This is a genomic window from Pseudomonas sp. ICMP 561 (genome assembly GCF_002699985.1).
Classification (GTDB): domain Bacteria; phylum Pseudomonadota; class Gammaproteobacteria; order Pseudomonadales; family Pseudomonadaceae; genus Aquipseudomonas; species Aquipseudomonas quasicaspiana.
This window is the reverse complement of the sequence record NZ_LKBT01000001.1, coordinates 483,502-507,263: the sequence shown is the minus strand read 5'-3', so window position 1 is coordinate 507,263 and position 23,762 is coordinate 483,502. Positions and strand designations below refer to the sequence as shown.

Here is a 23,762-nt window from a genome sequence, read left to right as displayed (position 1 = left end):
CTTCACGAAAAGGAGCCACACAGTGATCGATACTTTCAGCAGAACCGGTCCGCTCATGGAAGCCAGCAGTTATCCGGCTTGGGCACAGCAGTTGATCAAGGATTGTAGCTTCGCTAAATCCAGAGTGGTCGAGCACGAGCTCTATCAACGCATGCGTGACGGGCGCCTGAGCGCTAAAGTCATGCGTCATTATTTGATTGGTGGCTGGCCGGTGGTTGAGCAGTTCGCTATCTACATGGCCAACAGCCTGGCGAAGACCCGCTTTGCCCGTCATCCCGGCGAAGACATGGCGCGCCGCTGGTTGATGCGCAATATTCGCGTGGAGCTTAACCATGCTGACTATTGGGTAAATTGGGCGGATGCCCACGGTGTCAGCCTTGATGACCTCAAGGCTCAGCATGTGTCTCCCGAGTTGCATGCGCTGAGTCACTGGTGCTGGCACACCAGTTCGTCTGACTCATTGGTGGTGGGTATGGCTGCGACTAACTATGCCATCGAAGGTGCCACGGGGGAGTGGGCGGCAGTCGTGTGTTCCTCGGACGTATACGCCGACGGGTTTCCCGAGGAGTCGCGCAAGCGTGCGATGAAGTGGCTGAAGATGCACGCGCAGTATGACGATTCGCACCCTTGGGAGGCACTGGAAATCATCTGTACGCTGGCGGGCAATAACCCAAGCGTGCAATTGCAGACTGAACTGCGGCAGGCAGTCACCAAGAGTTATGACTACATGTATCTCTTTCTGGAACACTGCATGCAGCTGGAAAAGGCCAAATCGCCTCGCACGCGAGTGGCCGAACTGGAAACCTGAGTTTTAGCCTGCCATCGCGAGACGATTACGGCCTTGCCGCTTCGCGACGTACAGCGCGATATCGGCGCGCCGCATGAGGCTGCCGGCAGACTCCGCCGGCAGCAGCGTTGAGCCACCCAGGCTGATCGTCAACTCCAGGGTTTTATCCAGCCCTGGGTGCATCAGTTCTTGAGCTGCCTTACGCAGTCGTTCCCCCATCAAACCTGCTGCATCGCGACCCGTGTTGGACAGCACGACCAGAAACTCTTCGCCGCCATAGCGAAATATCCGGTCGACGTTTCTCAGCTCGCTTTTAATCGCCTGAGCGATGAATTTGAGTACGTCATCGCCGGTGGCGTGGCCGTAGGTGTCGTTGACGCGCTTGAAGTGATCGATATCCAGCATCAGCACTGACAGTGGCTGGGCGTTGCGTCGTGCGAGTTCTATTTCGCGAGCCAGGGTTTGATCCATGGCCATGCGGTTGCCAGTCTCGGTCAGCGGATCGCGCAACGCACTTTCCATGGCGGCCCGGTACAGCAGCGCGTTACGCAGCGGGAACAGTATGCAGGTCATGAGGGATTCCAGCGCCGCAAATTCCTCTTCGCTGAAGCGCACATTACGCTCGAAGGTAAACAGGCCCAGAACTTCGCCTTCATTACTGAGGTTGTAACTGATGCTGTGTGGAGCACGTTCGCCCATCTGCATGTACAGATCACTTTCAGCGTATTCGTAGCTGAGCCCATCAAGCGGGACCACGCGCTGAACACCCCGGAAAAACATCCCCAGGATTCGCTCCGCTTCCAGGCTGGTTTGCAATTGCTGACCGAGCTGTTGCACCAATTGCGTCAAGCCGACAGGCGGCTGTACGTTGTTCTGAACCTGTCGTTGATGCATGCCCAGTCGTTTCATTTTGGCTGCATCAAAATTAATAGCTTTGGGTGGTTTAGGAGAAATCATGGCGTCATTCCTCAGCGCGCATTGCTGGATAAGCTGAGTCAGAGCGAAAGTCGTGCCAGTCTTTGAAATTAAATATAACGCTTTAAATACAAGGGCTTGGGAGGGCTGGCAAGCAGGTTTTCGTCTAGGGGCGACATAACCTTGACTTGCGGGACTCGCCAGTCACCCGCCGATGACGGTTTTCCGTCACGGCGGGGTGGGGCGATGTTATTGCGCGTTAAGGGCCTGGCCGTTGACGTCGCTGCTGTCCGGGCCCATCAGGTACAGATAGACCGGCATGATCTCTTCCGGAGTCGGGTTGTTCTGAGGGTTTTCTGCCGGATAAGCCTGGGCGCGCATGCTGGTGCGTGTGGCGCCAGGGTTGATGCTGTTGGAGCGCACCGATGCCACGGTATCGAGTTCGTCAGCGAGGGTTTGCATCAAGCCTTCCGTCGCAAACTTCGAAACCCCGTAAGCGCCCCAGTACGCTCGGCCCTTGCGGCCAACGCTACTGGAGGTGAAGACCACCGAGGCATCTTTGGACAGCTTGAGCAATGGTAGTAGCGTGCTGGTCAGCATGAACATCGCGTTGACGTTGATGTGCATGACCTGCATGAAGTTTTCCCCGGACAACTGCTCAAGGGGCGTACGCGGACCGATGATTGAGGCGTTGTGCAGCAGGCCGTCAAGGTGACCGAATTCTTTTTCGATCATGGCCGCCAGTTCATCGTATTGATGGGGCAGCGCGGTTTCCAGATCGAAAGGGATGACCGCTGGCTTGGCGTGACCCGCAGCTTCGATTTCGTCATACACGTTAGTCAGGTTGGCTTCGGTTTTACCGAGCAACAAAACGGTGGCGCCATGTGCCGCGTAGGTTTTCGCAGCCGCAGCACCAATGCCGCGTCCAGCGCCAGTGACCAGAATCACCCGACCAGTGAGCAGGTCGGGGCGGGGGGAGTAATCGAACATGGGTTACCTCTTTAAACCGGGTTGGCGGCCTGCGCAGATCCCTGTGGGAGCCGGGCTTGCCCGCGATAAGAGCGCCGCAGACATCAAGTCAATTGCGTCCAGCTTTATCGCGGGCAAGCCCGGCTCCCACAGGTCGCGCTTGCTCGTAGGACCGGCTTTAGCCGGGAGGGCGTCAGTGCATTCGCTAAACATCTATCGCCAGAAATATTGGCCTCCCGGCTAAAGCTGGTCCTACGGGGTTGCAATCAATGTGGGGAAATAGAATCTCCCACAGTGGGATATCCAGTAAGTCACATGTCAGCAGCTACACAGCGCGTTATCCAGCACCTTGCGCAGTTCCAGCGGGTGATCCACTACTACATCGGCGCCCCAGTGATCCGGGTTGTCGTTGGGGTGGATGTAGCCATAACGCACCGCTGCGGTTTTGGTGCCCGCGTCGCGGCCGGATTCGATGTCACGCAGATCATCGCCGACAAACAGCACGCTTGCCGGATCCAGATCAAGCATCTTGCAGGCCAGGATCAGCGGCTCGGGATCGGGTTTGCTGCGCGTTACGTGATCCGGGCAGATCAGCAAGGCCGAGCGTTGCGACAGCCCCAGTTGATCCATGATCGGCTGAGCGAAGCGCACCGGTTTGTTGGTGACCACGCCCCAGATCAGGTTGGCCTTTTCGATATCGGCCAACAACTCCGCCATCCCGTCGAACAGCTTGCTGTGTACGGCGCAGTCACGTTGATAGCGTTCAAGGAACTCAAGGCGCAGCGCCTCGAATCCCTCGGCGTCCGGGGACATGGCAAAGGTCGCAGCGACCATCGCCTTCGCACCGCCGGAAACCTCATCACGGATCAGCTTGTCCGGCACAGCAGGCAAGCCGCGTTCAGCAAGCATTGCCTGGCAAATGGCGATGAAATCCGGAGCGGTATCGAGCAGGGTACCGTCCATGTCGAATAGAACTGCTCTCAAGCGCATGCTTATGCCTCCCGGAGCGTCTGGATCATGTAGTTGACGTCGACGTCCGAAGCCAGCTTGTAGTGCTTGGTCAGCGGGTTGTAGGTCAGACCGATGATATCTTTGACCTGCAGGCCAGCAGCGCGGCTCCAGGCACCCAGCTCGGAAGGGCGGATGAATTTCTTGAAGTCGTGGGTGCCGCGCGGCAGCAGGCCCATGATGTATTCCGCGCCGACGATGGCGAACAGAAAAGCCTTCGGGTTGCGGTTGATGGTCGAGAAAAACACCTGGCCGCCTGGCTTGACCATGCGGTAGCAGGCGCGAATTACCGACGACGGGTCCGGTACGTGCTCAAGCATTTCCAGGCAGGTGACGACGTCGAACTGCTCAGGCATTTCTTCGGCCAGGTCTTCGGCGGTAATCTGCCGGTATTCGACCTGTACGCCAGATTCCAGCTGGTGCAACTGAGCGACCGCCAGTGGCGCTTCGCCCATGTCGATACCGGTCACGGTCGCGCCACGCAGTGCCATGGCTTCGGAAAGAATCCCGCCGCCGCAACCGACGTCCAGAACCTTCTTGCCCGCCAGATTGACGCGCTCGTCGATCCAGTTGACCCGCAACGGGTTAATGTCGTGCAGTGGCTTGAATTCGCTGTTGCGGTCCCACCAGCGATGGGCCAGTGCCTCGAATTTGGCGATTTCTGCGTGATCGACGTTGCTCATGGGATGTCCTCTTGAACTCAAAATACGTGCAGCGGGCTGGCTGATGAGCAACCAGCCCGGTCTTATTCGGTGCGCCCGGAAATACGCTTGCCCCAGGCTTTTGCGGTGTCACACAGCGCCTGTTCATCCATACGGGTCAGGCGGCGATCGTCGAGCAGTTGCTTGCCCGCGACCCAGACATGGCTGACACAGTCGCGGCCGGTGGCGTATATAAGCTGCGACACCGGGTCATAAATCGGTTGGCGGGCCAGGCCTGACAGGTCGAAGGCGACCATATCGGCAGCCTTGCCAATCTCCAGCGAGCCGACTTCGTTCTGAATACCCAGCGCCCGTGCGCCATTCAGGGTAGCCATGCGTAAGGCGCGATGAGCGTCCAGCGCGGCAGCCGAGCCTGCCACGGCCTTGGCCAGCAGCGCTGCTGTACGGGTTTCGCCCAGTAGATCCAGATCGTTGTTGCTGGCTGCACCATCGGTGCCTACTGCTACATTGACGCCAGCCTGCCACAGTCGTTCGACCGGGCAGAAGCCGCTGGCCAGTTTCAGGTTTGATTCCGGGCAATGAATCACGCTGGTGTTGCTTTCTACCAGCAACGCCAGATCGTCATCGTTTATTTGCGTCATGTGCACGGCTTGAAAACGTGGGCCGAGCACACCCAGACGATTCAGGCGCGCCAGCGGGCGCTCACCTGACTGGTCGACAGCCTGCTCCACTTCGAAGGCAGTCTCGTGAACATGCATCTGGATCATGGCGTCCAGTTCGTCGGCAATCACCCGGACCCTTTCCAGGTTTTCGTCGCCAACGGTGTACGGTGCATGAGGGCCGAAGGCAATTTTTATGCGCGGGTGATGGGCCAGATCATTGAACAGCTGCACGCCCATGTGCAGGGCTTCGTCGGTATCCCGTGCACCAGGAATCGGAAAATCCAGAATCGGTACGGTGATCTGTGCGCGGATTCCGCTGTTGTGCACGCGGTCTGCTGCTACCGAGGGGTAGAAGTACATGTCCGAGAAACAGGTGATGCCACCTTTGAGCTGCTCGGCGATGGCCAGATCAGTGCCGTCGCGAATGAAATCCTCACTCACCCATTTGCTTTCCGCAGGCCAGATATGGTCATGCAACCAGGTCATCAGCGGCAGATCGTCGGCCAGCCCGCGGAACAAGGTCATGGCCGCGTGCCCGTGAGCGTTGATCAATCCCGGGCTGAGGAGCATTTCAGGCAATTCAAGGGTTTGCAGAGCCGTTTGTTTCAAGGCCTCGGCGCGTGGGCCGATATAAACGATGCAGCCATCGCGGATGCCCAGGCCATGATCCTTCAGCACCACGCCAGCGGGTTCGACCGGCACCAGCCAGGCGGGCAGGAGCAGCAGGTCGAGCGGAGCAGCGGTGTTAGGCATGACTGGGCTTCCGGGGCTTATTATGGGGACGGCGCAGTATACCCGAGCGTCTTCGCCGACGGCTCGCTATAATCGGCAGCTTTTGATGTCCGGCTTGGGTTTTTTGAGTATGGAGTGTGCAATGCGCGATCGATTGTTGGCTGCTGAGAAGGTGAAAGCCATCGATTGGCGGGATGACGCTCTGTATCTGCTGGATCAGCGCATCTTGCCGTTCGAGGAAACCTGGCTCGCTTATAAAAGCGCGGCGGGGGTGGCCGAGGCCATTCGCTCAATGGTTGTCCGTGGCGCACCGGCCATCGGCATCAGCGCTGCTTATGGCGTTGTGCTGGGGGCTCGCGCCCGCATCGCCGCCGGTGGTGACTGGAAAGCGGCCCTGGAAGAAGATTTCAAAGTGCTGGCAGACTCGCGCCCCACGGCCGTCAATCTGTTCTGGGCACTGAACCGGATGCGCGAACGTCTGCAGCGTATCAAGAAAAGCGATGATCCTCTGGTGGTGCTGGAGGCTGAAGCGGTGTCCATCCACCTCAGCGATCGCGAAGCCAACCTGACCATGGCTCAACTGGGTGCAGACCTCATTCGCAAGAATCAGGGCAATCTGCAAGCCGTTCTGACCCACTGCAACACGGGCGCCCTTGCCACCGGCGGTTTCGGTACCGCGCTGGGCGTTATCCGCGCAGCGCATCTGGAAGGGATGATCGAGCGTGTCTACGCCGATGAAACCCGTCCATGGTTGCAAGGCTCCCGGCTGACCGCCTGGGAACTGGCCAACGAAGGTATCCCCGTGACGCTTAATGCCGATTCGGCGGCTGCGCATTTGATGCGCACCAAAGGCATTACCTGGGTGATCGTGGGCGCCGACCGCATCACCGCCAATGGCGATGTGGCCAACAAGATCGGTACTTACCATCTGGCTGTTGCTGCCATGCACCACGGTGTGCGCTTCATGGTGGTCGCGCCCAGCTCGACGATTGATATGGACATGGCCAGTGGTGACGAAATCGTCATCGAAGAGCGCGACGGTCGTGAGCTGTTGGAAGTGGGCGGTCAACGGGTCGGTGCAGATGTCGATGCATTCAACCCGGTATTCGACGTCACCCCGGCTGACCTGATTGACGTGATCGTCACTGAAAAGGGCATTGTCGAGCGCCCTGACACCGCAAAAATGGCTCAATTGATGTGCCGCAAACGCTTGCACTGATCCGTTTGAAGACCGGCGGAACTTTGGTCGCAAGGGCGCTAAGCGGGCCTGTAAGCGCTTCTCAGCGGTCTTGCGACACACAAGCTCGTTTTCAGGGCTTTCAAAGGATAGGTGCTTAGCGGCGATTGTGGTAACATCCGGCGGTTTCCAGGGGCGCATGCAGTAGCCGTCCCTACTGCGCAGATCCAGTACATAACTCGTTGATTTGTCGTAAGTCGTTGCCAGGCAAACGTGCCGGTAGCGGCGAGCTTCGTTCCTCCCGGATGGATGTTCGAAGTTTCACCAGAAAAAGGAATCGAGCTTCTCATGGGCGAACTGGCCAAAGAAATCCTCCCGGTCAATATCGAAGACGAGCTGAAGCAGTCCTACCTCGACTACGCAATGAGCGTAATCGTCGGGCGGGCACTGCCCGATGCACGTGATGGCTTGAAGCCCGTGCACCGGCGTGTACTGTTCGCGATGAGTGAACTGGGTAACGACTGGAACAAGCCGTACAAGAAATCCGCCCGTGTGGTCGGTGACGTTATCGGTAAGTATCACCCCCACGGCGACACTGCCGTGTATGACACCATCGTTCGTATGGCCCAGCCATTCTCGCTGCGCTATCTGCTGGTAGACGGTCAGGGCAACTTCGGTTCGGTCGACGGCGATAACGCCGCGGCCATGCGATACACCGAAGTGCGCATGACCAAGCTGGCTCACGAGCTGCTCGCTGACCTGCATAAAGAAACCGTGGACTGGGTGCCGAACTACGACGGCACGGAAATGATCCCTGCGGTCATGCCGACCCGTATTCCCAACCTGTTGGTCAACGGTTCCAGCGGTATTGCCGTGGGCATGGCGACCAACATCCCGCCGCACAACCTCGGTGAAGTCATCGACGGTTGCCTGGCGCTGATCGACAACCCGGAAATCTCCATCGATGAACTGATGCAGTTCATCCCGGGCCCTGACTTCCCGACTGCCGCAATCATCAACGGTCGTGCCGGTATCGTCGAAGCCTATCGCACCGGTCGCGGTCGCATTTACATGCGTGCCCGCTCGATGGTTGAAGACATCGACAAGGTCGGTGGTCGTCAGCAGATCGTCATCACCGAGCTGCCGTATCAATTGAACAAGGCTCGCCTGATCGAAAAGATCGCCGAGCTGGTTAAAGAGAAGAAGCTGGAAGGCATCACCGAACTGCGCGACGAGTCCGACAAGGACGGTATGCGCGTCGTGATCGAACTGCGTCGCGGCGAAGTGCCTGAGGTCATTCTCAACAACCTCTACGCCCAGACCCAGCTGCAAGCCGTTTTCGGTATCAACATCGTTGCCCTGATCGACGGCCGTCCGCGCATCCTGAACCTCAAGGATCTGCTCGAAGCCTTCGTTCGTCACCGTCGCGAAGTGGTCACCCGTCGTACCGTTTTCGAACTGCGGAAAGCCCGCGAGCGTGGTCATTTGCTCGAAGGTCAGGCAGTAGCACTGTCGAACATCGATCCGGTTATCGCTCTGATCAAAGCCTCGCCAACACCTGCGGAAGCCAAGGTCGGGTTGATTTCGACCCCTTGGGAATCCAGCGCAGTGGTGGAAATGGTCGAGCGCGCCGGTGCGGATTCATGCCGTCCGGAAAACCTTGATCCCCAGTACGGTCTGCGTGACGGCAAGTATTTCCTGTCGCCGGAACAGGCTCAGGCCATTCTCGAATTGCGTCTGCACCGCCTGACCGGTCTTGAGCATGAAAAACTGCTCACCGAGTATCAGGAAATCCTCAGCCAGATCGGCGAACTGTTGCGCATCCTCAACAGCGCCGTGCGTTTGATGGAAGTGATCCGCGAAGAGCTGGAATTGATCCGCGTCGAGTACGGCGATGTGCGTCGCACTGAAATTCTGGATGCGCGTCTGGACCTGACACTGGGCGACATGATCCCGGAAGAAGAGCGCGTCGTTACGATTTCTCACGGCGGCTATGCCAAGACTCAGCCTCTGGCGGTCTATCAGGCGCAGCGTCGCGGCGGTAAAGGCAAGTCGGCCACCGGCATCAAGGATGAGGATTACATTGCTCACCTGCTGGTCGCCAACAGCCACACCACGCTGCTGATGTTCTCCAGCAAGGGCAAGGTTTACTGGCTCAAGACCTACGAGATCCCGGAAGCGTCCCGCGCTGCCCGTGGCCGTCCGTTGGTCAACCTGCTACCGCTGAGCGAGGGCGAGTACATCACCACCATGTTGCCGGTCGACCTGGAAGCTATGCGCAAGCGGGCTGACGAGGAGGAAGAGGCTGGTATCGAAGGTGAGATCGACGACGCAGAAAACAGCAACGAGACCGAAGAAGAGCGTAAAGCGCGCATCAAGGCCGCAGACAAGAAGAAGGCTCCGTTCATCTTCATGTCCACCGCCAACGGTACCGTGAAGAAAACCCCGCTGGTGGCCTTCAGCCGTCAGCGTAGCGTGGGTCTGATCGCGCTTGAGCTGGACGAAGGCGACATCCTGATCTCCGCAGCCATCACCGATGGCGAGCAGGAAATCATGCTGTTCTCCGATGGCGGCAAGGTTACGCGCTTCAAGGAATCCGACGTTCGCGCCATGGGCCGTACCGCCCGCGGTGTGCGCGGCATGCGTCTGCCGGAAGGCCAGAAGCTGATTTCGATGCTGATCCCGGAAGAAGGCAGCCAGATCCTTACCGCTTCCGAGCGCGGCTATGGCAAGCGTACGGCGATCTCCGAGTTCCCAGAGTACAAGCGTGGCGGTCAGGGCGTTATTGCCATGGTCAGCAACGAGCGTAACGGCCGACTGGTCGGTGCGGTGCAGGTACTCGACGGCGAAGAAATCATGCTGATTTCCGATCAGGGCACACTGGTTCGTACCCGTGTCAGCGAAGTGTCCAGCCTGGGTCGTAACACTCAGGGTGTGACGCTGATCAAGCTGGCCAGCGACGAGAAACTGGTCGGCCTGGAGCGTGTGCAGGAGCCATCGGAAGTCGAAGGCGAAGAGCTGGTCATCGGTGAAGACGGTGAAATCATTGAAGGCGAGGTGCTGAACATCGCTGACGAAGACGCTTCCACCGACGAGCTGCAAGCCGACGCTGCTTCTGACGAAGAAGAACCGCAGGAGTAACGCGTAACCTGTAGGAGCCAACTTGTTGGCGAGGCGGTGTGTCATTCAAGCCCCTCTCGCGAACAAGTTCGCTCCTGCCGAGATCAGTTAAATTCAAACAACCGCGTGTTGTTTGACAGAAGTAGCCGAAGGCTGCGAACGGTTCTCACCGCTTCGCGGCCTTCGACGCTTCGTACTCCAGATGACCCAAGCCTGAGAAAATCAGAGCGTAGTGAGAGTGGATATGAGCAAGCGAGCCTTTAACTTCTGCGCAGGTCCTGCTGCGCTTCCTGAAGCTGTTCTGCTGCGTGCCCAGGCGGAGCTACTGGACTGGCATGGCAAAGGCCTGTCCGTCATGGAAATGAGCCATCGCAGTGATGAGTTCACTTCCATCGCCAACAAGGCCGAGCAGGATCTGCGTGACCTGCTGACGATTCCCTCGAACTACAAAGTGCTGTTTCTGCAAGGTGGAGCGAGCCAGCAATTTGCTCAGATCCCCCTGAATCTGTTGCCTGAAGACGGCTCTGCCGACTATATCGATACTGGTATCTGGTCGCAGAAGGCCATTGAAGAAGCTTCGCGTTATGGTCACGTTAATGTGGCTGCCAGCGCCAAGCCTTACGATTACTTCGCCATCCCGGGCCAGAACGAGTGGACGCTGTCCAAGGACGCGGCCTACGTTCACTACGCCCCGAATGAAACCATTGGCGGTCTGGAGTTCGACTGGATTCCAGAGACCGGTGATGTGCCACTCGTGGCTGATATGTCTTCGGACATCCTGTCCCGTCCGGTGGACGTCTCGCGTTTCGGCATGATCTACGCGGGCGCACAGAAAAACATCGGCCCAAGCGGCATCGTCGTTGCGATCATTCGCGAAGACCTGCTGGGTCGCGCCCGTTCGGTGTGCCCGACCATGCTCAACTACAAAGTCGCGGCCGATAACGGCTCGATGTACAACACGCCGCCGACCCTGGCCTGGTATCTGTCCGGTCTGGTCTTCGAATGGCTGAAAGAGCAGGGCGGCGTCGAAGCCATCGGCAAGCTCAATGAAGTCAAAAAGCGCACGCTTTACGACTTCATCGATGCCAGCGGCCTGTACAGCAACCCGATCAACAAGCCTGACCGCTCGTGGATGAACGTGCCGTTCCGCCTTGCTGATGATCGTCTGGACAAGCCATTTCTGGCAGGTGCTGATGCGCGGGGGTTGCTCAATTTGAAAGGTCACCGTTCGGTCGGTGGCATGCGTGCCTCTATTTATAATGCCGTGGACATCAACGCGATCAACGCGCTGGTGGCTTACATGGCAGAGTTCGAGAAGGAACACGGCTAATGTCCGAGCAAGAACTCAAGGCGCTACGCGTCCGCATCGACAGCCTGGACGAAAAAGTCCTGGAGTTGATCAGTGAGCGCGCACGCTGCGCTCAGGAAGTAGCCCGGGTAAAAATGGCCAATCTGGCTGAAGGCGAAGTGCCGGTGTTTTACCGCCCCGAGCGTGAAGCCCAAGTGCTCAAGCGGGTCATGGAGCGCAATCGTGGCCCATTGAGCAACGAAGAGATGGCGCGTCTGTTTCGCGAAATCATGTCTTCGTGCCTGGCGCTGGAGCAGCCGCTTAAGGTTGCTTACCTGGGGCCAGAAGGGACGTTCACTCAGGCTGCAGCGATCAAGCATTTTGGTAATGCAGTTATCAGCCTGCCCATGGCTGCGATTGATGAAGTGTTCCGTGAAGTGGCGGCCGGTGCTGTGAACTTTGGCGTCGTGCCGGTGGAAAACTCCACTGAGGGCGCGGTCAATCACACGCTGGACAGCTTCCTTGAGCATGACATGGTGATCTGTGGCGAAGTTGAGCTGCGTATTCACCATCACCTGCTGATTGGTGAAAACACCAAAACAGAAAGCATCAGCCGTATTTACTCCCACGCTCAGTCGCTGGCTCAGTGCCGCAAGTGGCTGGACGCGCATTACCCGAATGTCGAGCGGATCGCCGTTGCGAGCAACGCCGAAGCCGCCAAGCGGGTGAAGGGCGAGTGGAATTCCGCAGCGATTGCCGGTGACATGAGTGCAAACCTGTACGGTTTGACGCGCATCGCTGAAAAAATCGAAGACCGTCCGGACAATTCCACCCGGTTCCTGATCATCGGCAGTCAGGAAGTCCCGCCCACTGGCGACGACAAGACCTCGATCATCGTATCCATGAGCAACAAGCCGGGCGCTCTGCACGAGTTGCTGGTGCCATTCCATGAGAACGGCCTGGACCTGACGCGTATCGAGACCCGTCCGTCGCGCAGCGGTAAATGGACCTACGTATTCTTCATCGACTTCGTTGGCCACCATCGCGATCCATTGGTCAAAGCGGTGCTGGAGCGCATCAGTCAGGAAGCAGTGGCGCTCAAGGTGCTGGGTTCATACCCGAAAGCGGTTCTTTAAAAGAGCAGCTACAGAACTACTTATTGGCTCGCGTTCCTGACACGGCGCTGTCTTATTGCAAACATTTGAACTGTAGGAGTGAGCTTGCTCGCGATTCGGTATCCTGGTCGACGAATTTGTCGTCTGAACTGACGCTATCGCGAGCAAGCTCACTCCTACAGAAATGCATTTCAATTCAGTAATTTGCATCTTGTTGATAGGAGGTAGCGACACATGACTGGCGACTTCCTCGCACTGGCTCAGCCAGGTGTGCAAAAACTTTCGCCTTATGTTCCGGGTAAGCCTGTGAATGAGCTGGCGCGTGAGTTGGGCATCGATCCCGCAAAGATCATCAAGCTGGCGAGCAACGAAAACCCATTGGGCCCTGGCCCCAAGGCGCTGGCTGCGATTCGCGAAGAGTTGGCCGAGCTGACGCGCTACCCGGATGGCAATGGCTTCGAGCTGAAAAAGCGCCTTGCAGAACGTTGTGGTGTGCAGATCGATCAAGTGACGCTGGGCAATGGCTCCAACGACATTCTTGAACTGGTCGCCCGTGCTTATCTGGCTCCCGGCCTGAACGCGGTATTCAGCGAATTCGCTTTTGCGGTTTATCCCATTGTTACCCAGGCTATCGGCGCTACGGCTCGCGTCACGCCCGCCAAAGAGTGGGGACATGATCTGCCTGCAATGCTGGCGGCGATTGATGCCGATACTCGCGTCGTGTTCATCGCCAATCCGAACAACCCGACCGGTACCTGGTTTGGGCCGGATGCATTGAGCCGCTTTCTTGCCGCTGTCCCTGAGCACGTGCTGGTAGTGCTGGACGAAGCCTATATCGAATACGCCCAAGGTGGCGATCTGCCCGATGGCCTCGATTATCTGGCTGAGTACCCGAACCTGCTGGTGTCGCGCACATTCTCCAAGGCCTATGGCCTGGCGTCATTGCGTGTGGGTTACGGCTTGTCGTCTCCTGCCGTGGCAGACGTGCTGAACCGCGTTCGGCAGCCGTTCAACGTCAACAGCCTAGCTTTGGCCGCAGCATGCGCGGCGCTGGATGACGCTGAATACCTGACTAAAAGTCGCCAGTTGAATGAAGTCGGCATGGAGCAGCTTGAGGGCGGTTTGCGCTTGCTCGGGCTGAGCTGGATTCCCTCCAAAGGTAATTTCATTGCGGTAGACCTGGGACGTGACAGCGGTCCGGTTTATCAAGGTTTGCTGCGCGAAGGTGTGATTGTTCGCCCCGTCGCTGGCTACGGTATGCCCAATCATCTGCGTGTGAGTATCGGTTTGTTGGAAGAAAACACTCGTTTCCTCGAGGCATTGGCCAGGGTTCTGGCGCGTGATTGATGTCATCTCAGTGAAACCAAACCCACCTATGATTCGGCGCTTGGTGGTCGTCGGGCTTGGCCTGATCGGCGGGTCTTTTGCCAAAGGCATTCGTGAAAGTGGCGTGTGTGGTGAGGTGGTCGGCGTTGATCTCGACCCCCAGTCACGCAAGCTGGCTGTGGAGCTGGGCGTTGTAGATCGCTGTGAAGCGGATCTGGCTGTGGCGTGCCGTGATGCTGACGTGATTCAGCTCGCTGTGCCGATTCTCGCGATGGAAAAAGTCCTGGCGTTGCTGGCGACCTTTGACCTGGGCGACGCAGTGCTGACCGATGTTGGCAGTGCCAAAGGCAATGTGGTTCGAGCTGCGCGTCTGGCGTTCGGCGCAATGCCACCGAGGTTCGTGCCTGGGCATCCAATTGCTGGCTCCGAACAGAGCGGCGTGGAAGCTTCCAATGCGCAGTTGTTCAAACGACACAAAGTAATCCTTACTCCATTGCCCGAGACTGATCCTGAAGCTCTGGCGGTGGTCGATCGACTCTGGTCCGAACTGGGTGCTGACGTGGAACACATGGAGGTCGAACGTCACGATGAGGTGCTGGCGGCAACCAGTCATTTGCCTCATCTATTGGCGTTTGGTCTGGTGGATTCGTTGGCCAAACGTAACGAAAACCTCGACATCTTCAGATACGCAGCCGGTGGCTTTCGCGATTTCACGCGGATTGCGGGCAGCGATCCGGTGATGTGGCATGACATCTTTCTGGCCAACCGTGAGGCTGTGCTGCGCACGCTGGATACCTTTCGAACGGATCTGGATGCGCTGCGTGACGCGATGGTCGCGGGTGATGGTCATCAGTTATTAGGTGTGTTCACCCGCGCGCGAATGGCCCGTGAGCATTTCGGCAAGATCCTTGCCCAGCGTGCCTACGTAGAACCCGTCGAAGCTGAGGACCTGGTGTTTCTCGCCAGTCCTGGCGGTAGCGTCTCAGGTCGCGTCCGTGTGCCGGGTGACAAATCCATCTCCCATCGCTCCATCATGCTCGGCTCGCTGGCTGAGGGCGTTACGGAAGTTGAAGGCTTTCTTGAAGGTGAAGATGCGCTGGCAACGCTGCAAGCGTTCCGTGACATGGGGGTCGTGATCGAAGGCCCGCATCATGGTCGCCTGACGATCCATGGGGTCGGGCTTAATGGGCTCAAATCTGCGCCCGGACCGATTTATCTGGGCAACTCCGGCACGTCCATGCGCTTGCTGGCCGGGTTGCTGGCTGCGCAGAGTTTCGACAGCACATTGACCGGCGATGCTTCGCTCTCGCGACGGCCGATGGGTCGAGTAGCTGAGCCGTTGCGGGCGATGGGCGCAGTGATTGAAACCGCTGCGGAAGGGCGTCCGCCTTTGAAGATCAAGGGTGGGCAAACGCTTAATGGCTTGACCTATGAAATGCCAATCGCCAGTGCTCAGGTCAAATCTTCCCTGTTGTTGGCCGGCCTTTACGGGCAGGGCACTACGACAGTGATCGAGCCTGCGCCGACCCGGGATCATACGGAGCGTATGCTGCGTGGCTTCGGTCACCCGGTGACGGTCGATGGGGCGAAAGTTTCCGTGAAGTCTGGCTCTGGATTGACCGCTGCGCGTATTGAAGTGCCTGCCGACATTTCGTCTGCTGCATTCTTTATGGTGGCCGCGTCCATCGCCGAAGGCTCCGACCTGGTGCTCGAACACGTCGGCATCAACCCCACGCGCACGGGTGTCATCGACATCCTGCGTCTAATGGGAGCCGACATTACGTTGGAGAATCAGCGCGAGGCGGGTGGCGAGCCAGTGGCTGATGTACGTGTGCGTTCAGCGTCACTCAAGGGTATCGAGATCCCGGAGGCGCTGGTACCACTGGCCATTGACGAGTTCCCGGTGATCTTCGTGGCCGCCGCCTGTGCGCAGGGTCGTACGGTGTTGCGGGGTGCTGAAGAGTTGCGCGTCAAAGAGTCGGACCGTATTCAAGCCATGGCCGACGGTCTGTTAACCCTGGGCATCAGTGTCGAGCCCACCCCGGACGGCATTATCATTGATGGCGGTCAGATAGGTGGTGGTGTGGTTAATGCTCAAGGCGATCATCGTATCGCCATGGCTTTCAGTGTTGCGGCGCTGCGTGCAGCAGCGCCGATTCAGATCCATGATTGTGCGAACGTCGCTACGTCGTTCCCAAATTTTCTCGCGCTTAGCGCTCAAGTCGGCATGCGTGTAGCGCAAGAGGGGCAGTTGTGAAAATTCAAGCACCGGTAATTACCATTGATGGACCTAGCGGTTCCGGGAAGGGCACAGTTGCAGGGCTGCTGGCTAAACGCCTCGGCTGGAGCCTGCTCGATTCCGGCGCGCTGTATCGCTTGCTGGCGTTCGCCGCCCGCAACCACGGCGTCGACCTGACCAATGAAGAGGCCTTGAAGCTGCTGGCTGCGCATCTGGATGTGCAGTTCGTAAGCGGAACGGCAGGGCAGGAGCAGCGGATCATTCTGGAAGGTGAGGACGTTACTCACTCTATTCGCAATGAGCAGGTCGGCAGCGGCGCTTCGCAGGTGGCTTCATTGCCTGCGGTGCGTGATGCATTGCTGCAACGCCAGCGTGCTTTTCAGGAAGAGCCAGGCCTTGTCGCAGACGGTCGCGACATGGGAACCGTAGTGTTTCCGGACGCTCCGCTGAAGATTTTCCTGACCGCCAGCGCCGAGGAACGTGCCCGTCGACGTTACTTGCAGTTGAAGGCCAAGGGCGATGATGTTAGTCTGTCGAGTCTGCTAGATGAGATAAGTGCACGCGACGAGCGTGACACCCAGCGAGCGGTAGCCCCGCTCAAGCCAGCGCATGACGCTATTCAGCTGGATTCCACCGAATTGTCCATCGAGCAGGTGCTGGAACGCATTCTGAGTGAAATCGCGCTTCGCGATATTGCCGGGTGACAAAGAAGCATGTGGGAGACCAGAAATAGTCCCGCAGGCTTTCTTTTACTTGAACGTAACCCACGTTGTCTGGAACGTGGCAGATGGGCGTATCCTTCGCCCTTGATCAACAGGAATTAAAATGAGCGAAAGCTTTGCAGAACTTTTTGAAGAAAGCCTAAAGACCCTCAACCTTCAGGCCGGTTCGATCATCACCGCTATCATCGTTGATATCGATTACCAGGCAGGCTGGGTGACGGTTCACGCCGGTCTGAAATCTGAAGGCCTGATCCCGCTGGAACAGTTCCACAACGACGCTGGCGATCTGACCATCAAGATCGGCGACGAAGTTCACGTTGCTCTGGACGCGGTAGAAGACGGCTTTGGCGAAACCAAGCTGTCCCGCGAAAAAGCCAAGCGTGCCGAGTGCTGGATTGTTCTGGAAGCGGCTTTCGCAGCTGAAGAAGTGGTCAAGGGCGTTATCAACGGTAAGGTTAAAGGCGGCTTCACTGTCGACGTTAACGGCATCCGTGCGTTCCTGCCTGGTTCTTTGGTCGACGTCCGCCCAGTGCGCGACACGACTCACCTGGAAGGCAAAGAGCTCGAGTTCAAGGTCATCAAGCTGGACCAGAAGCGCAACAACGTTGTTGTTTCGCGTCGCAGCGTGCTGGAAGCCGAGAACAGTGCCGAGCGCGAAGCTCTGCTCGAGTCCCTGCAGGAAGGTCAACAAGTCAAAGGTATCGTCAAGAACCTCACCGATTACGGCGCATTCGTCGATCTGGGTGGCGTCGATGGCCTGCTGCACATCACCGACATGGCCTGGAAGCGCATCAAGCATCCATCGGAAATCGTCAATGTTGGCGATGAGATCGATGTAAAAGTGCTGAAGTATGATCGCGAGCGCAATCGTGTTTCCCTGGGTCTGAAGCAACTGGGCGAAGACCCATGGGTTGCTATCAAGGCTCGTTACCCGGAAAGCACTCGCGTAACTGCGCGTGTTACCAACCTGACCGACTACGGCTGCTTCGCAGAGCTGGAAGAAGGCGTGGAAGGCCTGGTACACGTTTCCGAAATGGACTGGACCAACAAAAACATCCACCCTTCGAAAGTCGTACAAGTCGGCGACGAAGTGGAAGTTATGGTTCTGGACATCGACGAAGAGCGTCGTCGTATCTCCCTCGGCATCAAGCAGTGCAAATCTAACCCATGGGAAGATTTCTCTGGCCAGTTCAACAAGGGCGATAAAATCTCCGGCACCATCAAGTCGATCACCGATTTCGGTATCTTCATTGGTCTGGACGGCGGCATCGACGGCCTGGTTCACCTGTCCGACATCTCCTGGAACGAAGTGGGCGAAGAAGCCGTACGTCGCTTCAAGAAGGGCGACGAGCTCGACACCGTGATCTTGTCTGTTGATCCAGAGCGTGAGCGCATCTCGCTGGGTATCAAGCAGCTGGAAAGCGATCCGTTCTCCGAGTACGTCACTGTCAATGACAAAGGCGCAATCGTTCGCGGTATCGTTAAAGAAGTTGACGCCAAAGGCGCCATCATCACTCTGGCCGACGACATCGAAGCTTCCCTGAAAGCCTCCGAAATCAGCCGTGACCGCGTTGAAGACGCGCGTAACGTTCTGAAAGAAGGCGAAGAGATCGAAGCCAAGATCATCAGCGTTGACCGCAAGAGCCGCGTGATCAGCTTGTCCATCAAGTCGAAAGACGTTGAAGACGAGAAAGAAGCGATCCAAAGCCTGCGTAGCAAGCCTGAGACCGCAGAAAACACTGGTCCTACCACTCTTGGTGACCTGTTGCGTGCTCAAATGGAAAAACAGAACTAAGTTCTGCTTAACCATTAGAAAAAGGGCGACTTCGGTCGCCCTTTTTTGTGGGCGCGATTTAGAGGGAGGCTCCTGTACCTTGTGGGGCATATAGCGGAAGATTCTATGTTCGCCTGCAACCCCGTAGGACCGGCTTCAGCCGGGAGGGCGGTATTTCTGCCGAAGCAGATCTAGCGGATGCCCAGACGTCCTCCCGGCTAAAGCCAGTCCTACAAAGATTGCGTAGACCCTTTGGTAGCCAGTGTGCGGCATCCCGACTTGCCCGCGATGGCTGCGCTTCGATTTCAGGGCGTACTGGATTCGGGCAGCAGCGCCGACACACAGCTTGAAGGCAAATCCGGGCCGCATCACTTGTATTCCGCGGCCTGGCGCTCGCCGGTTAATATCCCTCATTTGTGACCAACTCACATAAGTCAATACTCGGGCTATTCAAATTCATCCAGTCATGCTAAAACCTTCGGAGCGCTTATCTAGCTGCTTGAAAAAGAAGGGAAAAATATGACGAAGTCGGAGTTGATCGAACGAATTGTCACCCATCAAGGGCTGCTCTCATCCAAGGATGTAGAGTTGGCTATCAAGACGATGCTTGAGCAAATGTCCCAGTGTCTGGCGACAGGCGACCGCATCGAGATCCGTGGCTTTGGCAGCTTCTCCCTGCATTATCGTGCTCCACGAGTAGGGCGTAACCCCAAAACCGGCCAGTCGGTCAGCCTTGACGGTAAGTTTGTACCGCATTTCAAGCCGGGCAAAGAGCTGCGTGATCGCGTAAACGAAGACGAAGAAGAGGGCCTTGTGGCCTCCCGATAGGAGTAACAGATGCGGATGTTCACACGAGTAATTGCGGCCGTGGTCGCGCTGGCGCTTATCGTGTCGACGATCGTTTTTATTCTGGAGAATCAACAGAAGGTCTCACTGGTCTTTTTGGGTTGGTCTTCGCCTGAGCTGTTCCTCGCTATACCGATCATTGTTGCGCTGCTCGCGGGCATGCTCATCGGCCCGCTATTAGGATGGGTCGTCGTACTTCGTAAAAAGCGGAAGCTGGACCGTCGCTCAATTTGAGCAAAGGCTATCTACAGCTCTGTAGGTATTCCTTGGTTATCGTCAGCAAAGCTCTTCAGCGCTGAAACTACGAACGTAGTACTCGGCTGAAAGCTTTGTTCATTGCGTTTATTCCTACCGACACTTTGTGTAGTCCTCCCCGGCAATTCTTGTGGGAGCGGTTACCTCCTGCCTGTCGGAAAATTCTACTGATTCCTGTCCTCTGCGCCTTTAAGCCCGTGTTTGCTGGGTGGTGCCTTAGCGCTGTGCGCGGCTTGGGGTATTTCCAGCCGAAACCGTCAACGGCTCACGCCTTTGCAAAGGAATCACAGGGCGGCAGAATGCGGCCGCTTGATCAGTCTGGAAGTCGATATTGCACGCCGGAACCGGTGCAGTGCGAATTCAGGTTTTAGCGATGTTTTAGGCCGAGGGTATTCATGAGTTATCCAGAAGTTGTCCATCATGGCGGTGTCCAGAGTGTGACTGGGTCCTGTCATCAAGTGAGCTTTGACGAGCGCCACAGCATGCTGGTCGACTGTGGTTTGCGCCTCGAATCTTCGGAGGTAACCGGGCCAGGACGGGATTTGAAAATTGATTTCCCGATAGACACAGTAAAAGCCTTGCTCCTGACCCACGTTCACGTCGATCACGTAGGACGTATTCCGGATCTTCTGGCTGCGGGCTACGAGGGTCCAATAATCTGCAGCGAGCCTTCGGCAAAAATGTTGCCGCTCACCCTTGAAGATGCCTGGAAGTATCAGTTTGCTCATGACAGCAAGCAGATTGAGCGGTATCTGGCTATTGTTCAGAGGCGAACCATCGCTTTGCCCTTCAATACCTGGCATGCGCTGATTGATACCCCGGAGCTGGTTGTGAAGGTCAGGCTGCAGCGTGCGGGCCACATACTCGGCTCTGCTTATGTCGAGTGTGATGTTCAGTACCCCACTGAGTCGCGACAGAAGCGCATCGTATTTTCCGGCGATCTGGGCTCCCGCCTCAATCCACTGTTAATCAGCCCTGAGCCACCCGAGCAGGCAGACCTGCTGGTTCTTGAAAGCACTTACGGTAATCGTCTGCATGAGGACCGCGGTAGCCGTCAGACGCGCCTGGAAGAGATCATCGACAAGGCATTAGCTGATCACGGCACGATCCTGATTCCCGCGTTCAGCATCGGTCGCACCCAAGAGTTACTGTTTGAGATAGAAGATATCCTGCGTCGCAAAGCACTGATTGAAGACCTCGATCCCGCGTTTGACGCCGTTGATGCTGATGGCCTGCCCATCGATTGGCCGCAATTGCCCGTCATCCTCGACTCCCCGCTGGCCAGCCGGTTTACCAAGGTCTACCAAGACTTCAATGGCTACTGGAATACCGCAGCTCAAGAGCGCTTGAGTCAAGGCCGCAACCCTCTGGGGTTCAAACAACTCATCACCGTTGACAGCCACGACAAGCACCAGATGGTGGTGAATTACCTGTCCAGCACCGGTCGACCGGCAATCGTCATCGCGGGCAGTGGAATGTGCTCAGGTGGGAGGATCGTCAATTACCTCAAGGCCATGCTAGGCGACCCTCGTCACAACGTCGTATTTGTCGGCTATCAGGCCAAAGGGACACCCGGCGCAGCCATACAGAAATATGGACCCGTAGAAGGTTACGTTGAGCTCGACAAAGAGCGATACAAGATAAAGGCCGGAATTACCACGGTCGGTGGCTACTCGGCTCATGCGGATCAGGCAGAGCTGGTCAGCTTCGTGACTGGGATGAAGGAATGGCCTGAGGAGATCACATTGGTTCACGGCGAGGCGAGTGCGAAAAAAGTGCTGGGGGATGTGTTGGAGCGCAAATACTCTCTGAAAAAGAGCGCACTCAAGCTGTCGGTTCCGCAATAACAGGTGAGCAAGACAGCGATTAGCACTCTCGCTGTCTTTGCTTCTGAAGAGGCCTTGTTGTCGCACATCAAGGTGGAGGTTATCCTACGCGCTTTTAGCCGTTCAGTTCCTGCCTCTGGTGGGCGTAAAGAACCGTTGATTCTGATGGGCCATAAAGCTCTCGCATCTTAATTCTTGAACGATGTATTAGATCCTGTCAGATGCTATGACAGCTTTCTCAACACGTTGCTGGATCTGCTGCGTGTAGTAACTCCGAACTATTAGGGAAGTTTCAGAAAATGAGTCAGGTAAATCGTAAAGGTATCATCCTCGCTGGCGGCTCGGGCACTCGCCTGCACCCTTTGACCTTGGGTGTCTCCAAGCAGATGCTGCCGATCTACGACAAACCGATGATTTTCTACCCGCTGTCGGTGCTCATGCTAGCCGGTATGCGTGAGATTCTGATTATCTCCACCCCGCAAGACCTGCCGAGCTTTCAAAAGTTGTTGGGGGATGGCAGCTTGTATGGAATCAGCCTGACCTACGCCGAACAACCAAGCCCTGATGGCTTGGCACAGGCCTTCATCATCGGTGAAGAGTTCATTGGTAATGACCCTTGCTGTCTGATCCTGGGCGACAACATTTTCTACGGTCAGCACTTTACTGAAAACCTGCGCTCTGCCAGCGCCCAGGAACACGGCGCTACCGTATTCGGCTACCACGTATCTGATCCTGAGCGTTTTGGTGTGGTGGAGTTTGACGCCAGCGGCAAAGCCCTGAGCATCGAAGAAAAGCCTCAGCAGCCGAAGTCGAGCTATGCCGTGACTGGCTTGTACTTCTACGACAATCAGGTTGTCGAGATCGCCAAGAACATCAAACCTTCCGAGCGTGGCGAACTGGAAATCACAGACGTCAATCTCGCTTACCTCGAACAGCAGACCCTTAACGTGGAAATGCTCGGCCGCGGTTTCGCCTGGCTGGATACGGGTACCCATGAGTCTCTACTGGAAGCCAGTCACTTCGTGCACACCATCGAACATCGTCAGGGTTTGAAAGTGGCTTGCCTTGAAGAGATCGCTTACCACAATGGGTGGATCAGCGCAGAGCAGCTCGGTGTTCAGGCTGAGGCCTTGAAGAAAACTGGCTATGGCCAGTATCTTCAGAAGCTACTGGTTTAATTCGCGATGCCGGTAACGCGCCCCAAGGTCGCTGTTCTACTGGCTGCCTACAACGGTATGCAGTGGATCGAAGAGCAGCTTGCTTCGATCCTTGCCCAGATAGATGTCGACCTGACTGTTTACATAAGCGTTGATCTATCCACGGATGGGACAGAGGCGTGGTGCCGGGATTTTTCTGGAAAGCATGATGCTGTAGTGATGCTTCCTCCAGCCGGTAGGTTCGGCGGGGCCTCCCGCAACTTTTTCCGGCTTATCCGTGATGTTGACCTTTCTGACTATGACTTCGTGGCGTTTGCCGATCAGGATGATGTCTGGGATCTGGACAAGCTCTCTCGCGCAACGCAGGCAATCCTAAGCCGCGATATAGATGCTTACTCCAGCAACGTAACCGCCTTCTGGCCAGACGGCAGAACCAAGCTGGTAAACAAGGCTCAGCCGCAGGTGGCCTGGGATTATCTGTTTGAAGCCGCGGGCCCGGGATGCACTTATGTAATGAGTCGCAAGCTGGTAGCGAGTCTGAAGGTTTCAATGCTGGCTAACTGGGAGAAGCTGCAAGAAGTCAGTTTGCACGATTGGTACTGTTATGCGTTTGCTCGTGGGCATGGCTTCCAGTGGCTCATTGACCCCAATCCATCGATGCAATACCGTCAGCATAATAACAACCAGTTCGGAGCCAATACGGGCATCGATTCTTGGATTGCACGGTACATAATGATCCGCAGTGGCTGGTGGTTTTCACAGATACGGTTGATTGGTGAGTTGATCAAGCCAGAGCGACATCCGTTTATCAATGGTCGATGGCCGCCGGGTCGGTGGCAGCTACTGAGGCTTTCCGTGAGCGCCGGAAAGTATCGCAGAAGAGGGCGAGACAAGATTTTTTTCCTGCTCATTTGCTGGGCGACAGCCTTTACCGGCATCAGAGCAAGCTAAGGACGCCTGTTAGTGGCGATCCGTAGTCTTCAAAGGCCTGAGTGCGCTAGCGATTCGCAGAGTGCTACGGTGAAATGTTTCACGGCTTTTCCGTGGGTAACCGCTCAGGTACGTGCCACGGTCGCCTACAACACTTCTTGCCGTTGTTATGCATTAACAGGCGTACCTATTCAGTCATTCCGGCGTGAGACTAAATTCTTTTCTCCTGAAGACCTCGTATTTTTTGTTTGC

19 protein-coding genes are annotated in these 23,762 nt (G+C 56.8%); 14 read left to right on the top strand and 5 right to left on the bottom strand.

Annotated features, from left to right (window positions below; translation table 11 throughout):
* The first annotated feature begins 22 nt into the window (after window positions 1–22).
* A complete protein-coding gene (locus AO242_RS02365) occupies window positions 23–808 on the top strand; it encodes a TenA family transcriptional regulator (RefSeq protein WP_099267499.1) in 786 nt (261 codons plus the stop codon).
* Between the two features lie 3 nt (window positions 809–811).
* Here AO242_RS02365 and AO242_RS02360 read toward each other — a convergent pair whose 3' ends face one another.
* The 5 genes from AO242_RS02360 to AO242_RS02335 all read right to left on the bottom strand — a co-directional run bounded on the left by AO242_RS02360 (window position 812) and on the right by AO242_RS02335 (window position 5,756).
* A complete protein-coding gene (locus AO242_RS02360; RefSeq protein ID WP_027898218.1) occupies window positions 812–1,744 on the bottom strand; it encodes a GGDEF domain-containing protein in 933 nt (310 codons plus the stop codon).
* 207 nt (window positions 1,745–1,951) lie between these two features.
* Window positions 1,952–2,692, bottom strand: coding sequence for a YciK family oxidoreductase (locus tag AO242_RS02355; protein WP_099267498.1), 741 nt, complete (start codon window positions 2,690–2,692; stop codon window positions 1,952–1,954).
* A gap of 297 nt (window positions 2,693–2,989) precedes the next feature.
* On the bottom strand, window positions 2,990–3,661 hold the full coding sequence (gene mupP / locus AO242_RS02345; protein WP_099267496.1) for an N-acetylmuramic acid 6-phosphate phosphatase MupP: 672 nt from the start codon (window positions 3,659–3,661) through the stop codon (window positions 2,990–2,992).
* 2 nt (window positions 3,662–3,663) lie between these two features.
* A complete protein-coding gene (gene ubiG, locus AO242_RS02340) occupies window positions 3,664–4,362 on the bottom strand; it encodes a bifunctional 2-polyprenyl-6-hydroxyphenol methylase/3-demethylubiquinol 3-O-methyltransferase UbiG (protein ID WP_027902848.1) in 699 nt (232 codons plus the stop codon).
* Between the two features lie 62 nt (window positions 4,363–4,424).
* Window positions 4,425–5,756 (bottom strand): TRZ/ATZ family hydrolase, encoded by a 1,332-nt coding sequence (locus AO242_RS02335; protein ID WP_099267495.1) that lies wholly within the window; start codon window positions 5,754–5,756, stop codon window positions 4,425–4,427.
* A 121-nt stretch (window positions 5,757–5,877) separates the two neighbouring features.
* Here AO242_RS02335 and mtnA point away from each other — a divergent pair, with 121 nt between their 5' ends.
* From mtnA to AO242_RS02270, 13 genes are all read left to right on the top strand, one after another.
* On the top strand, window positions 5,878–6,954 hold the full coding sequence (gene mtnA, locus AO242_RS02330) for an S-methyl-5-thioribose-1-phosphate isomerase (protein ID WP_099267494.1): 1,077 nt from the start codon (window positions 5,878–5,880) through the stop codon (window positions 6,952–6,954).
* Window positions 6,955–7,260: 306 nt separating this feature from the next.
* Window positions 7,261–10,053 carry a DNA gyrase subunit A gene (gene gyrA / locus AO242_RS02325; protein WP_099267493.1) on the top strand — a complete coding sequence of 931 codons (2,793 nt, stop codon included), beginning with the start codon at window positions 7,261–7,263 and terminating at the stop codon, window positions 10,051–10,053.
* A 223-nt stretch (window positions 10,054–10,276) separates the two neighbouring features.
* On the top strand, window positions 10,277–11,362 hold the full coding sequence (gene serC, locus AO242_RS02320; RefSeq protein ID WP_099267492.1) for a 3-phosphoserine/phosphohydroxythreonine transaminase: 1,086 nt from the start codon (window positions 10,277–10,279) through the stop codon (window positions 11,360–11,362).
* Entirely contained in the window at window positions 11,362–12,456 is a 1,095-nt protein-coding gene (pheA, locus tag AO242_RS02315; RefSeq protein WP_027902853.1) for a prephenate dehydratase, read from the top strand. Before serC ends, pheA begins: the two co-directional genes overlap by 1 nt.
* 213 nt (window positions 12,457–12,669) lie before the next feature.
* Complete coding sequence (gene hisC, locus AO242_RS02310; protein ID WP_099267491.1) at window positions 12,670–13,782, top strand: histidinol-phosphate transaminase; 1,113 nt, start codon at window positions 12,670–12,672, stop codon at window positions 13,780–13,782.
* 28 nt (window positions 13,783–13,810) lie between these two features.
* Entirely contained in the window at window positions 13,811–16,018 is a 2,208-nt protein-coding gene (locus tag AO242_RS02305) for a bifunctional prephenate dehydrogenase/3-phosphoshikimate 1-carboxyvinyltransferase (protein ID WP_099267490.1), read from the top strand.
* Window positions 16,015–16,704 (top strand): (d)CMP kinase, encoded by a 690-nt coding sequence (gene cmk, locus AO242_RS02300; protein WP_027902856.1) that lies wholly within the window; start codon window positions 16,015–16,017, stop codon window positions 16,702–16,704. The genes AO242_RS02305 and cmk overlap by 4 nt, the downstream gene beginning before the upstream one ends.
* A gap of 121 nt (window positions 16,705–16,825) precedes the next feature.
* Window positions 16,826–18,517 carry a 30S ribosomal protein S1 gene (rpsA, locus tag AO242_RS02295; RefSeq protein WP_027902857.1) on the top strand — a complete coding sequence of 564 codons (1,692 nt, stop codon included), beginning with the start codon at window positions 16,826–16,828 and terminating at the stop codon, window positions 18,515–18,517.
* Between the two features lie 498 nt (window positions 18,518–19,015).
* Window positions 19,016–19,324 carry an integration host factor subunit beta gene (ihfB, locus tag AO242_RS02290; protein WP_027897944.1) on the top strand — a complete coding sequence of 103 codons (309 nt, stop codon included), beginning with the start codon at window positions 19,016–19,018 and terminating at the stop codon, window positions 19,322–19,324.
* A 9-nt stretch (window positions 19,325–19,333) separates the two neighbouring features.
* Window positions 19,334–19,576, top strand: a complete 243-nt coding sequence (locus tag AO242_RS02285; protein ID WP_027897945.1) for a lipopolysaccharide assembly protein LapA domain-containing protein — start codon at window positions 19,334–19,336, stop codon at window positions 19,574–19,576.
* Between the two features lie 416 nt (window positions 19,577–19,992).
* Window positions 19,993–21,444: an MBL fold metallo-hydrolase RNA specificity domain-containing protein gene (locus tag AO242_RS02280; RefSeq protein ID WP_099267489.1), complete on the top strand. Its 1,452-nt coding sequence runs from the start codon at window positions 19,993–19,995 to the stop codon at window positions 21,442–21,444.
* A 278-nt stretch (window positions 21,445–21,722) separates the two neighbouring features.
* Window positions 21,723–22,601: a glucose-1-phosphate thymidylyltransferase RfbA gene (gene rfbA, locus AO242_RS02275; protein WP_099267488.1), complete on the top strand. Its 879-nt coding sequence runs from the start codon at window positions 21,723–21,725 to the stop codon at window positions 22,599–22,601.
* 6 nt (window positions 22,602–22,607) lie between these two features.
* Entirely contained in the window at window positions 22,608–23,531 is a 924-nt protein-coding gene (locus tag AO242_RS02270) for a glycosyltransferase (protein ID WP_099267487.1), read from the top strand.
* Window positions 23,532–23,762 lie beyond the last annotated feature (231 nt).

Coding starts and splice junctions, on each gene's coding strand:
- AO242_RS02360 (WP_027898218.1), bottom strand. CDS start 1,744: ATGATTTCTCCTAAACCACCCAAAGCTATTAATTTTGATGCAGCCAAA.
- AO242_RS02355 (WP_099267498.1), bottom strand. CDS start 2,692: ATGTTCGATTACTCCCCCCGCCCCGACCTGCTCACTGGTCGGGTGATT.
- mupP (WP_099267496.1), bottom strand. CDS start 3,661: ATGCGCTTGAGAGCAGTTCTATTCGACATGGACGGTACCCTGCTCGAT.
- ubiG (WP_027902848.1), bottom strand. CDS start 4,362: ATGAGCAACGTCGATCACGCAGAAATCGCCAAATTCGAGGCACTGGCC.
- AO242_RS02335 (WP_099267495.1), bottom strand. CDS start 5,756: ATGCCTAACACCGCTGCTCCGCTCGACCTGCTGCTCCTGCCCGCCTGG.
- mtnA (WP_099267494.1), top strand. CDS start 5,878: ATGCGCGATCGATTGTTGGCTGCTGAGAAGGTGAAAGCCATCGATTGG.
- gyrA (WP_099267493.1), top strand. CDS start 7,261: ATGGGCGAACTGGCCAAAGAAATCCTCCCGGTCAATATCGAAGACGAG.
- serC (WP_099267492.1), top strand. CDS start 10,277: ATGAGCAAGCGAGCCTTTAACTTCTGCGCAGGTCCTGCTGCGCTTCCT.
- pheA (WP_027902853.1), top strand. CDS start 11,362: ATGTCCGAGCAAGAACTCAAGGCGCTACGCGTCCGCATCGACAGCCTG.
- hisC (WP_099267491.1), top strand. CDS start 12,670: ATGACTGGCGACTTCCTCGCACTGGCTCAGCCAGGTGTGCAAAAACTT.
- AO242_RS02305 (WP_099267490.1), top strand. CDS start 13,811: ATGATTCGGCGCTTGGTGGTCGTCGGGCTTGGCCTGATCGGCGGGTCT.
- rpsA (WP_027902857.1), top strand. CDS start 16,826: ATGAGCGAAAGCTTTGCAGAACTTTTTGAAGAAAGCCTAAAGACCCTC.
- ihfB (WP_027897944.1), top strand. CDS start 19,016: ATGACGAAGTCGGAGTTGATCGAACGAATTGTCACCCATCAAGGGCTG.
- AO242_RS02285 (WP_027897945.1), top strand. CDS start 19,334: ATGCGGATGTTCACACGAGTAATTGCGGCCGTGGTCGCGCTGGCGCTT.
- AO242_RS02280 (WP_099267489.1), top strand. CDS start 19,993: ATGAGTTATCCAGAAGTTGTCCATCATGGCGGTGTCCAGAGTGTGACT.
- rfbA (WP_099267488.1), top strand. CDS start 21,723: ATGAGTCAGGTAAATCGTAAAGGTATCATCCTCGCTGGCGGCTCGGGC.
- AO242_RS02270 (WP_099267487.1), top strand. CDS start 22,608: ATGCCGGTAACGCGCCCCAAGGTCGCTGTTCTACTGGCTGCCTACAAC.